General features: G+C 42.3%; 5 protein-coding genes. All 5 read right to left on the bottom strand.

Annotated features, from left to right (window positions below; genetic code table 11):
- Positions 1–23: 23 nt before the first annotated feature.
- Positions 24–659 carry a pyridoxamine 5'-phosphate oxidase family protein gene (locus tag AB986_RS02560; RefSeq protein WP_048309301.1) on the bottom strand — a complete coding sequence of 212 codons (636 nt, stop codon included), beginning with the start codon at positions 657–659 and terminating at the stop codon, positions 24–26.
- 54 nt (positions 660–713) lie between these two features.
- Positions 714–1259 (bottom strand): GNAT family N-acetyltransferase, encoded by a 546-nt coding sequence (locus tag AB986_RS02555; RefSeq protein WP_048309300.1) that lies wholly within the window; start codon positions 1257–1259, stop codon positions 714–716.
- Between the two features lie 63 nt (positions 1260–1322).
- Positions 1323–2381, bottom strand: a complete 1059-nt coding sequence (locus AB986_RS02550; RefSeq protein WP_053216010.1) for a PQQ-dependent sugar dehydrogenase — start codon at positions 2379–2381, stop codon at positions 1323–1325.
- Positions 2382–2629: 248 nt separating this feature from the next.
- The gene (locus AB986_RS02545; RefSeq protein WP_048309299.1) at positions 2630–2977 is read right to left on the bottom strand and encodes a VOC family protein; all 348 of its coding nucleotides are present in this window, start codon (positions 2975–2977) and stop codon (positions 2630–2632) included.
- Between the two features lie 176 nt (positions 2978–3153).
- Positions 3154–13431, bottom strand: coding sequence for a carboxypeptidase regulatory-like domain-containing protein (locus AB986_RS21970; RefSeq protein ID WP_048309298.1), 10278 nt, complete (start codon positions 13429–13431; stop codon positions 3154–3156).
- Between the last annotated feature and the right edge of the window lie 243 nt (positions 13432–13674).

Below are 13674 nucleotides of genomic sequence, written 5' to 3'. Positions count from 1 at the left end.
TCCTGACCCTAAAGTTCCACTTTTCAATACAATCTCTTACGATAACTTTCTTTGAAATCTTCTTCTATTTTTTCTTCGCTAATTCCTCGTAAATTAGCATGGGCTTTCAAAATTGAAGCTGCTCTTGGCAATGATTCTTTGCTTGGCCATGTTTCAACATCCCAAAGGTTAGAACGTTTAAATGCTTTTGCACAATGAATAAAACACTCTTCTACTTCCACAGCTATTCCTAATAAGGGTTTTTTCCCATTTACACTCATTTTCTCTAGAATCTTTTCATCTTTAATAATCATTGCCTGTCCATTAATTCTTAACGTTTCTTCTAAACCAGGGATTAAAAACACTAATCCAATTTGGGGATTCGAGAGGATGTTCATAATTGAATCTAATCTTTTGTTACCTGGACGTTCAGGGATTACTAGCCATTCTTCGTCGATTACGTGGACAAATCCTGGAGCATCTCCCCTTGGTGAGTTATCACACTTCCCGTTAGCGTTAGAGGTAGCCATCATTAAAAACGGTGAAAGCGAAATAAATTGTTTACAGTGATCATCAAGCTTCGTAATGACTTTATTAACCGCTCTTTCGCTCGGCTTACCTATTAATTCTCTCACTTCTTCTTCCTCAATGATGTGTTTCTCGAAGCGTTTATTTATCATAGTTTGGTTCTCCTCAACTTCTTTTAGGTGTATTTAAATAAATGAGTCTTCACGTTACATCATAAATCTTCCCATCACTACAGTGTTGTAATAATTCCCATCAGATAGCAATTTGTCTTGTTTCAAGATCCCTTCCACTTCAAATCCATGATTTTTATACAGGTGAATCGCTTTTTCATTGGTCTCAAGTACACTCAACGTTACTTTTTTGATTCCATGAGTATCTGCCCAAAGGAGAGATTCTTTAAGTAAAGCTGTTCCAATACCATATCCCCAGTAATCTCTTAAAACACCTACACCGAACTGAACCTTGTGCGAAAGCCTTTTTAACGTGGTTCCTTCACACCTTGAAAAACCTACTATCCTAGTATTCACTTGAACAACTAAAAACAAGTTGCGATCACTGTTATGATCATCTCTAATTAATTGTTTAAATTCCGATTCATCTATGTAAGACTCACCTTTCTCACGATCTAAGTACTCCGTTTCGCCATCAATTTGTACTCGGATTGCTGATAAATCTTTAGCATCTACTTCTAATGCTTCCCTTACAATATATTGAAAGTTATTTGTACGCATATTTGTACTAATCATGATCATCACTTCCACTCTATTTTCGCATATTTCTAATCAGGTCATTTCAAACGTCCTAACTTTCTAAGGTTAATCAAGTTTAATCCGAACCATTCGATCGTCTTCCTTAGTTGGATTCCCTCTCCCATCTCGATTGTTAGTAATCGCAAGAATGGTGTCATTTTCAAAATAAAGAGAACGTATTCGACCGATTCCATCAGCTATCACATCTGTTTGATCCCCATTAAGATCAAATGCCCTTATCTCTTCTCCTCTAAGACCTGCCATATAGAGTGTGTTCCCATCAACAAGAATGCCTGAAGGTGCCCATGTTTCATTGCCAGAATGGTAGAGTGGCGTTTCCATTCCTTCCTCATTCTGATCTCCTTCAATAACTGGCCAGCCATAGTTTTTACCAGCTTCAATTTTGTTGATCTCATCATGTGCAGATTGACCGTGCTCTGAACTAAATAACTGACCTTTTTCATCCCACGCTAAGCCCTGCGGATTTCGATGTCCGTAAGAATACACGAGTGAACCTTCCATAGGATTGTCGTTTGGAATTGCGCCAGATTCTGTCATACGAAGAATTTTGCCTGCGAGACTGTTTAGATTTTGAGCCAATCCAGGATCTCCTGCATCTCCCGTTGTAATGTAGAGCATTCCATCTGGACCCATTTTGACTCGGCCACCGTTGTGATACAAAGAGCCTGGTATGTTAGAAAGGAGTTCTTCAGTCTCTTTCCATTTTCCATCCTCAAGCTCCACGTTTACAACTCGATTTAATGTACGACCATCTTCCTGATAAGTGTGATAGATAATGGCCTTTTTAGAAGTTGTAAAATTAGAGGAAAGCTGTAATCCAAGTAAGCCTCCCTCTCCCTCATCGTTAATAGGAACATCGAGATAAACGGGCTGCCTCTCTACTTCTTCGTTTTCAAATTGTACGATCGTTCCGCTTCGTTCTGTAAGATAAAATGTTCCCTCGCTCTTGGTTATTTCCCATGGTACATTAAGGTTTTCAATGACTACTTCTGTAGTCGTCTCTTCTACTGTAGGACTAACTTTATCATCGCTAATATCGTTAACGCTGCACCCTGTTATTAATAATAACGACAGTATAACTCCTGACTGTTTTAGAATATCCAACCCTCCCTTTTTAACTTCATTCTTTAAAATAGGCTCTTTTCGTAGAGATTGTTGCTATAGTAGGTGAATTTCCGCTCCAGGATACTCGCTTTCCGCGGGGCGGGACACTTTCCCGCTAGTCCCGCAGGAGTCGAGCATCCTTCCGCTCCAATTAGCGAAGTGTGGTTTTTATTCAATAATTGTTTCAAAAGCAACAATCTTTTGGAAAAGAGCCTTAAAATAAAACTATATAAACACCATCTACACTATTACTGACAAATCATTAGTAGGTTACCGTCAGGATCTTTAAAATTAAACCAGTGACCATTTTCAATCTCTGTTGTAAGCTCTATCCCTTTTTCTTTCATAAATGAATACGCCGCATTTATATCTTTTGTGTTCAGATGAAATGCGGGCCACTTATAAATATTCTCTTCTGAATAAATCTTACTATCGAGCACAATACCTGTTCCATTCATAGGCAAGACATAGAGATGACCAGCAATAACTTCTCCCTTAGCAGGAACACCTAATAAATCACAATACCACGCTTTTGCTTTATGAATGTTTTGGACCGGAATAAAAACGGTTCCTATTTCATTGAGAATGGAATTCATCATGTTCGCCTCCAGTTCATTAAAATTGACCTTCAATTGTACTTTTTTCTATACTTTACATGTATTCCCTTCTAATAATAAGAAAGAAATCCAATTATGTAACTTTTACATAATCCATAAAAATCTATATGAACAAACCAAAAGCCTGAGAACATAGCGTTCTCAGGCTTTAAACGTTATTCACTTACAGGAATTAGCGTAATACATGACAAATCGAAAATGATATATCTCTTATCCCCGTCATCATTCTCATAAGTGAAAGTCCCACAGTCATGGGTTTCGTCAATAGTAACTGGCGTAAATAACGTTGGACTACTCGAACCTTCTAACATTAACATTTTGCATTCACTAGAAATGAAATAACCGTTTCTGACTGGTGGCGGTGAAGTAGATACAAGCTCAATTGGAAGCTGTATTTCCTCGTTTGCTATAACCGTTACTTTATCAATATACGGTTCATAACCTTCTTTAGTTGCTCTAATTTCATACGTACCCACGAGGATACCCGATAGTTTATAAACTCCTTCATCATTTGTTTTGACTTCTTTATATAATGATCGATCCTCATTATACAACTGTACAAATACTCCAGCTAAAGACGCATCTGTATTGCTATCTGATACACGACCTGCAATTCCGCCATCCAAACCTCTCTTTAAGGCGAAATCGATATTCTCTAGCTCTTCTCCACTCGTTAGGGTTACATTCTTTGTCTCTTCTAAATAGTTATTAGCATCCGCTGATACTGTATATGATCCGGAGCTAAGATTTCTGATTGTATAGCTTCCATTCGAATCTGTAGACGTATTGCCAAGTAGAACTCCTTCTTTATCATAAACGCTGACATTTGCTTTAGTGATTGGTTCACCATCTTCAAACGCATTAACAACTCCAGAAACCGAAGCAGGGTTCGCACCAAGAGCAAAGTTCTCTATTTTCGTATCGTTCACAAATAAAGTTGACTGTCTGCCTTCTGATCCGTATTTCAAAGCAGAAGCTCTTAGTGTATACGTGTCGTCACTTAGACCGCTGATCGTATAATTCCCGTTAATATTCGTTAGCGCAACATCAACAGGACGATTAATTAAATCGAACACTTCTACGATGGCTCCCACAATTGGAAGTCCCGTCGCTGCATCCGTGACAACACCTGTAATTCGACTAGGAATCGCAACTAGTGAGTTGTTCACCGTAGACGGTGAGTCAGGTTTTGCTTGGAACGTTACCACGTTGGCACGAAAATCTGGGTTGATTACAGCAAGGTTGTATTCTCCTGCGTTAAGTCCTTCATACTGGTATTTTCCATCAGCATCTGTTTGAACTTCTGCCACAACCGTTTTATTTTGATCTGATATTCTTACAAGTGTATTCGCTAATGGCTCCGTTTCCTCCCCAGTAATACTGCCTTCTACGCTTGCTTTCGTTACTGTAAGCTGTAGATCAGCAAATGTCGTATTTCCTGGCTCTACCGTTACTGAATCTGCATCATCTCCATAAAAACGGCTACTTGCTATAACGGTGTAGCTACCGCTCTCGATATCCGCGAAAGTATATTTTCCTTGTGAATCGGTCAATGTCGATGCAATGACTGGGCCAGAGGAACTAATCAAACGTAACTCCACATTGGTCCTGGAAAGGAAGGCACCCGTTTCTGAATCTGTCACAATCCCTTTAATACTTCCTGGTACAAACGGTAACGGTATGCTCGTCGCTGTCGTTTCGCCTGATATGATGTTCGCACTAAGGGATTGTTGTTCAAACCCTGGGCTATTGATCAACATCGTATAGATTCCAAGCGCAAGGTCAAATACCTTATAAGCCCCATCACTTTGCGTTAACACAGTCGTGACAACTGAGCGTTTGGAATCAAGGATCTGAATCGTCGCTCCTGCGATCGGATCGCCATTCGGATCAATGATGACCCCAGCTAAGTCACCTGTTTCTGGTGAAATTAATAGGACAGCTTCCTTCGTAACGCCAGATTCAACAATCGCACCTTGGGACGAATTGGTGTAATTCGGTGCTGCAGCTGAAACAATAACTGTGCCAGGGTCTAAATCTTCAACAACCGCCTTCCCCTCTTGATCTGTAACAGCAGTTGTGAGTGGAATTCCTGTTTCATTTTTAATATTGGTTACTACACCCGTCACCGGAGTGCTTGTTAGTTCGTCGACAACGAGTACCGTTAGACCACCACTCCGTGGACTTACAGGAACGTCGAGCGTGCTCACTTTATTAGCTTCTACCGTAACTGCAAATTGTCCTGGGCTAAATCCTTTCGTAATGGCAGTAAGAAAATAGGTGCCTTCTTTTACATCTGGAATCGTGTACGTGCCATCTGTTTGAGCTTGAACAGACGTATTGAACGCATCATTCTGATCGAACAGGTTGATCAAGATAGTACGATTTGTAAGCGGATCACCATCTGCATTTGTTATCGTTCCGGCAATACTTCCAAAGGTTGACGGAGTTACAACATCCGTTGTTACTGTATCATTCGGTACAATAACAGCTCCAACTGAAGTAGTCGGCTGACCCGGCTTATCTGCAATAATTTGATACGTTTTCGGTTCAAGGTTCTGAATCGTATAGAACCCTTCTTCATCTGTAATTACGGAATCCACGATCGTACCATCCGGTGATATTACATTTACGACAGTTCCTGGTTGAGGATCACTATTATTATCAGTAACGATGCCATCGACAGATCCTGGCTCTGAACCAAGTTCAAAGGTAACGGACACGACTTCACCTGGTGCAATATTAACCCCTTGTTTCGCATTTTCGTGTTGTGGTGCAGAACACGAAACTACGTAAATACCGACCGGAAGATTTCCAATCGAACAAATGCCATCCGCATCAGTCACACCAGATCCAATCACGCTTCCATTCGGCGCGACAACTTTTAAAGCAGCCCCTGCAACAGCCCCATCTGGTCCCGTAACAGTCCCCTTGACGACGCCAGGATTCGGTGTAAGAAAACCATTGATCGTTGTTGCTTCGTTCGCTGAGACCGTCGCACCTGCTGTGAACGTATCAAAGTTTGGTGACGTAATGAGAATTGTATACGCACCAGGTGCAAGACCCGTCACCGTATATTCTCCTGCTGCATTCGTAACCGCACGTTCAGATGGTTGCACGCTATCTCCGAAGAAGATTTGGACAATCGCTCCGACAACTGGGAACTTCGTTTGGTTATTGAGCACCGTTCCAGAAATCTCACTAGGCTGTGGTACGAGGTCAAAATTAACTGTAGTCGACTCACCCGCACCGACCGTAAACCCTTGCTTTTCAGCTTGGTAATCTGGATTGTTCACTAAAAGTGTGTAGATGCCTGGGTTAATATTCTGAATGAGGTATCGCCCATCCGCGTCCGTTTGCACTTCAAAAATACTCGTGGCCGTAATGTCTAAAAGTTTAACGACTGTATTTGGAGCTGCCACACCATCCGTCGTGACAACACCCTCCACAGTAGAAGGGTCAGGTGTGAGTGCAAATTGCTGGATCGTTGGGACACCAGCTTCAATGAGAACCGAGCCACTTTCACTTCCATAATTAGTTGCAGTCACAATAATAGTGTACGTTCCGTTCGAAATTGTTCCAAAGTCATAGTTTCCATCACTGTCCGTTAAGACCGTGCTGACAATAGGACCGAAAGGACTGACGGACCTCAGTTCAACTGATGCACCTACAACAACTTCCCCACCGATATCCAATATCGTTCCTTGAACTACCCCACCTAATGGAACCACTGTGATGTCTACAATGCTTTCATCCCCAGGAGTAACGGTGCCTGACACCACATTTGCTCCAGAACTACTTTCACTAGCTGTAATCGTATACTCACTAGGATCAAGCTGCGGAATCGTATAAGTCCCATCACTATTCGTGATAACAGTTGCTACTGATGTGTTCGTCGTATCCGCCACCGTAACCGTGGCATTACTAATCGGATTACCATCTGTATCTGTTACAACACCAGTAAACGCGCCTGTGATCTGTGACAATGAAAGCTCTACTGTAGACATTTCACCTGGTTCAACGATCACACCGATAGTAGAAACGCCATAGTCAGGAGCTGTTGCTTTTACATTAAGCTGCCCCACAGTAATATCTGTGAAGATGAACTCACCATTCTGATCACTCGTGATCGTCGCAACTAGCACACCATTTACATCTGTTAGCTCAACGAAACTACCCGGTAGCGGTGCGCCACTTGTGTCTGTGATCGTTCCTTGAATCGAACCACCTGCTAATATAAGAGGAATTGTTAATTCAGATAGTTCTCCATTCTCGACGATTGCACCAACAGTAGAAGCTTGATACTGATCAGCGATAACATTAATTCTGTAAGAACCAGAAGGAAGGTTAAGAACCTCAAATGTGCCATCAGATAGTGCCTGAAGGGTTTGCAGCAATGCACCGTTATCATTTAATACTCTGATCGCAATGGAGGTATTTAGGATTGGATCACCGTCCATACCTAACACTGTTCCAAATATCGTACCGCCGACTTCTTCTAGTGAGAAAAGCACTTCTGACGATTGATTTGATACAACAATAACCCCAGTCTGATCTTGAACAAAATATGGCGAGCTCGCTATGACGGTATACATGCCAGGTGATAGAAGTGGAGATACAAATTCACCGTTCGTTTCAGAGTTCGTCGAAATGATCGGAATTCCCTCAGGTGTACTAACGGAAATAAACACACCAGGAATGGCTTCACCTGTTGCAGCATTCACAACACTCCCAGTAAACGTTCCACCAAGAGGAATCATGACAACATTAAGGTCACTGTATTCATCTCCCGGAAGTACTGAAACACCTGTTGTAAATTCAGCATAATCATCGATGCCGGCAATAATCGTAAACGATCCACTTGGCAAACTTCCTACTGAGAAGTTGCCATCAATATCCGAAATTCCATTCCCAATCTCAACTTCATATTCATCGACGATTCGAACGCTGACGTTCGCAAGAGGATTACCGTTATCGTCTTCAACAGTTCCCGAAATCGTTACAGGATCAGGAACCAGGCGAAATTCTAATTCCGTCGTAGCATTCGCATTAACGACGATTCCTTTGATTTGATGACTATAATTGAGCGTATATGCGCTGATTGTAAAAGAACCTGGGAACACCCCTGTGATTAAAAAGTCACCGCTCGCTCCTGCCGTTCGACGTGCTACCGGCACGGTGGATCCAGGTGAGTACACTTCAACCTGTGCGCCTACTAACGGCGATTCTGTTTCTGCATCAAGAATAATTCCCGAAATTCCACCAGGATTAGGCGTGAAGAAGATATCACTGACAACTGTTTCGCCTGGAAGCGGGTTGATCGATACTTGCACACGCTGGTAATTAGGGGTGATTGCTGAAATAAGGTACTGACTCGCAGTGAAGTTTGTAAAACGATAGAACCCGTTTCGATCTGAGTTCACCGTTTGAATCGAACTTCCGTGTATATCTAATAACCTTACAAATACATTTGCAACAGGTTCACCCGTCGTTTCATCTCGTATCGTCCCTTCCGCTATAGCGGGGAACGGCTCAAGTTCAAAATCAACTGTACGTGAGCCATTCGCAAGAACTTTGACAGAAGCACTTGATGATCCATAGCCACTTTCTGCGAAAGCAATGATCGTGTATGTTCCTGCGAACAAGCCTTCCGTACGATAAATTCCATTTTCATCAGTCAAAGTAGTCGCATAGACAGGTCCAGTCGGTGTTAAATAACGCACCTGAATGTTTACACCAGGGATAGGATCTCCCGTTTCAACTTCTGTAACAGTTCCAATCAGGTCACCCGGCTCAGGAGTCAAGATGAAGCTTAGTGAAGTGGTTTGATCTGACAACACATCAAACGTAGCACTTTGACTTGAGAACTCTTCTGCCGATACGATCGCACGGTAAGAACCAGGTGATAGATTCGGAAAGGTAAATTGGCCGAAGCTATCTGTTACAACTTTACTCTCTAACGTTTTTCCAAAATTACTGACTGTAACGACTGCATTATTTAATGGTTCACTCGAGAGTTGATTCGTGACGTACCCCGTTACCGCACCCGGATTTTGCTCAAGGGATATATCAACTTCAATCCCATCAAGCGGCACCGTAACTGTGAGCACTTCGTTCCCATAACCTTCTGCATTCACATTTAATAAATACGAGCCCGGCAGTACAGAATCAAACGTAAACACACCGTTTTCACTTGGATAGAGACTAGATACATACACACCGGTACTTCTCGTTAACGATAAGAATACGGCTGTTCCCGTTATTGGACTACCTGTATTCGCATCAAGAACCGTTCCGCTCACCGTCGCAAGAATAGGAGACAATTGAATAACTGCATTGCTAACTTCTCCTGCTACAATAATCGAAGAAACAAGGTTAGCGGTATACCCTTCGAGTGTTGCCGTAACGAAATACGTTCCTTCCGACAAGCTCGGAACGACGAAAGAACCGTCTGGATTCGCTAAAAAGGCTTGAAGTAATTCTTTATTTGCCCCTAGTAACTTCAGTTGGATGTTATCTCCACTGATTGGATCCCCGTTTTCATCTACAACCTGACCTTCAATGTCACCAACCGTTGTTTTCAGCCTTACATTCGCTCCAGCCGTTTCTCCAGCAGGGACAATGACCCCTGTAATTTCAGTAGAATAATTCGGAGCTGAGCATGTAACTGTATAAGAGTCAGGTCCAACATTTCGATACAGAAACTTACCGAACTGGTCACTCGTCGTGTATTTGATAAGAATACCGAGACTATTTCTAAGAAGAACGGAAGCTCCAGTAATAACCTCGCCTGTTTGAAAGTCTGATACCCCACCAGAAATGGTTCCTAACAATCTCGCCATAACAAAATCAATATCTTGAACTTCTTGGCCCGCTTCAACCGCCACTGTACCCGTTGTTGTCGTATGCATCATCAGTTTGGCAACAAGTGCATAGCTACCAGGAGGCACATTACTGATAAAGTAGTTCCCATCAACGTCCGTATTTCCGTATGCGATCGGTGTCTCATTAACATCAAGAAGAGAAATCGTAACGTTCGATAAGGTAACTCCAAGGTCATTCACAATGTTCCCACTGATTGAACCAGGATTCGGTTTGATCGTCATCGGGATCGTTGCAACGCTATTCGACTTTACGGTTGCTCCTGTGCAAGCAACCGAATAATTCGGAGCTGCTGCTTTTAAAATATAGTTTCCAGGTGCCAAGTTTTCGAATTGATAAGCACCAGATGGATCAGCGGCAGTTGCATTCACTAATTGGTTATCCAACGAGTAGAGTTGAACGATTAAATTTTCTGCTGGAGGTGTGACGATTCCACTAATCGAACCAGGATTTGCTTTTAACTCAATATCGATGCTTTTTGTAAAGCCCCAAGGAACGATTTCTCCGATTAGACTCGTTTCATATCCTTCCGCGACGACAGCCATTGTGTAAATTCCAGCAGGAAGCCCAACAGTTAAGAACTCACCATCTGTACTCGTAATCAATGAATCTACCTGGAACCCAAGCGCATTACTAATATTGATTGTTGCTCCCGCGATCGGAACTCTCGTATCTGCGTCTCTTAACGTACCTGTAATAAATCCTGGTAATGGGACAAGGCCCACCCTCGTAGTTACCACTTGACCTGGTTCTGTTTTCACACTTGCGTACGAGCTTCGGTATGCATCCGTATTGGCGTTGATCGTGTACGTATTATCCAGAACATTCTCGAACGTAAATTCACCTTCATTGGTCGAGAAGGTAGTGGCTAATAAAACCCCATTCGAATCGATCAGCTGCATCTGGATCGATTCTCCTGTAATCTGCTCTCCCGTCTCTTCATTAATAATCGTACCTACGATTGTTGAAGGATCTGCAGTAAGTGAGAAATCAAGCTCTGACACATTTCCTGAAGTGACGATCGCTCCGCCTAATAAGGATTGGTAATTAGGGAATGACGCCGTGATGGAGTAGCTACCAGGCTTGAGTTCACTTACCGTATACTCCCCATTCGAATCTGTTACTCTTCTAGATACAAGAACATCAGAGTCCGAATTATCCACGAGAATTACTGCTCCTACTAGCGGATCACCCGAATCAGTTGTAACCGTACCGGTTACAGAACCAAAGATCTGTTTGAGCTCGGCATTCAATTCGAACGTTCGATTATTTCTGATAAGTGCTCCCAAGGTAGTGGTTGAGTAACCATCCGCCGTAAAAATACAAGTATATCTCCCTGGCGAGAGGCCCCTAATCTTATACGTCCCATCGTCGTTTGCAACCGTTTTTGCAACGACGACGTTGTTAGAGACAACATCAATCTTAGCTCCACTTACTGGACTGCCATCCGATTCTACAGTTCCTTCGAGTACGCCCGTTCGCCTTCTAAGAAAACAATCGGCAACTGTAGATTGATCAGGCCGCACATAAAACCCATAGTTCTTTGCTCCGTGTCCATCTGAAGCAAACGTACATACGTAATTTCCAGGTGCAAGAGAGCCAACGTCAAAACGGCCATTCGCATCGGTGATGGCGTTCGCGATCGTTAACCCAAACGAATTGGTTATTTTAATATTACATCCTGCTAGATCACTATCATCGTCTTGATCTTTTACACGACCTTCAACTGAACCTGGGTTAGGAAGAAGCTCAACATCTACATCAGCAGTTTGACCGGCGAGGACTGAAAATCCAACGTTAAAGGTCTGATACGAGTTTGCTTTTGCCCTGAAACGATAAGAGCCTGGAGTTAATCGGTTGATTACGCATTTACCCGCTGCGTCCGTAGTGGCTGAAGCAACGACAAGTCCCGTTGATCCTATAATATCAACCGTTGCATTTGCAATAGGTGCCCCATCACTTGTAACAGTCCCTTCAACAGTTCCAGGATTAGGAGCAAGAACAAAGTTCTCGACAGATGTATTGTTCGAAATCACGTCTTTACCAATCGACTGCGATTGATAACCATCAGCAGTAACCGTCAAGGCATAGTGACCCGGCTGTATATTGTTAATCGTGTACTCACCAGCTGCATTCGTTGTCGTCGCAAGAATTTCTTGACCGATGTTATTGGAAATCGCTACTTTCGCTCCGGCAATTGGAGAACCACCAGAGGTAATAGTTCCTGCTAAATTTCCTAATGCAGGCGCGATATAAAGATTAACGATCGTGACTTTATCTGACGTAACCTCAACGATACGGGTCACATCAGTAAAGTCTGTCTTTGAAAATTCAACGGTGTACGTATCTGGAGTGACCCCAGTAAAATTGTAATCTCCAAAAACGTCCGTTTGTGTCGTGGCGATTTCCGTACCACCATCCAATAAGCGAACCGTCACATTTTCTTCAGGTAAACCGTTCACCTGATTGAGCACGTTACCTGCTACCCCACCTGTAGCCTGAACATTAACTGTAACAGCTGACCTGACAGGCACTAGCTCTCTTCCAGTGAATAAGTCGAATCCAATTCCTGTGGCTGCGTTTAAAACCTGTTCTCCTGAAGTATAAAAAAAGCCATTTTCTATAAAATCTAAGGTTGCGCTCTCTCCAGCTTCAAGGTCACCGACCGTCCATGTAAGTGTTTTATTTCCCTCGTTGTATGCCGTAGATCCTTGCGATACAGAAGTCGCTTCAAATACAGAGACAACGTCTAATGCTACGACATCGACCACATTGAGGATCGTAGCCTGACTTTTTCCGATATTTGTTAGCGTAATTCTTCCTGTCCACTCGTAGTGCTGTCCTGCCATAGGATCAGTAGGACCTGTTAAGATCGTTTTGGAAATCTCCAAATTCGCTTTCACGTTTCCTGTATTTACTGTGGTAGGATCCGAAAGCGCATCCTTAAATTCATAGTCTTCAGAGGTTCGAAGGGAGTCTTTGTTATAGTTGTTGTTGTTCGTCGCCGTAAATGCAACCATCTGGATTGGTTCATTCGGCGTGATATCCAAATACGAGAAGAACGTTGAAGCAGGGAAAAGAAAATCAATAAAATAGTTCTGTGAATTACCGAGAGAACTATCCGCCTGAACGACACGAGCCACGTCAAAGTTTATAATTTGACGTTCAAAATTTGGCTCTCCCTTGCCATTCGTACCCTCTGCTTTATCATTCCAGGAGTTAAACTCTTTATCGACGTTTTGAATTAAATTCACGCGATTCTTCAAACCATTAATCGCTAGCATCCAATCATATGTTCCAGCTACACCTTTTGTATTAAGTAGTACTCCCCACGCATTTCTTTTAAAAGATGTCTTAGCTCGGTTACGAGGGTCTGCTCTTACACGCATACGAAAATAAACGTTGATCGTATCGTACGCATAATAAAACGATGGAAAGTTCTCATCCCCTACAATATCCGTCCAAGAAGGATTAATATCTTTTACTACATCTGCATACACCTTTCCACCTACCAGAATAGGCGTAAACTGATTGTTATTAGGAAACGGCACGCGAACACCTCCAATGAGTTAAATCAATCCATTCACTATACGCAGAAATGCCCAATAAGAAAGTAAAATTCTAGAAAAAGTTATACTTCTACGTATTATAGATATTACTTAAATAAAATTCCATGACAAGATTTTTTCCAATATAAAGAAGCTCTTCCAGTTTGGAAAAGCTTCTTTTTAAGTAATAATTAAATTGGATTTTGAAAAGAAAGTTCGGATAAAAAACCAAGAAAAGTGAATCCT

The organism is Guptibacillus hwajinpoensis, assembly GCF_001039475.1.
Taxonomy (GTDB): Bacteria; Bacillota; Bacilli; order Bacillales; family Guptibacillaceae; genus Guptibacillus; species Guptibacillus hwajinpoensis.
The sequence above is the reverse complement of the archived record's forward strand: the minus strand, read 5'-3'. Positions and strand labels throughout refer to the sequence as shown.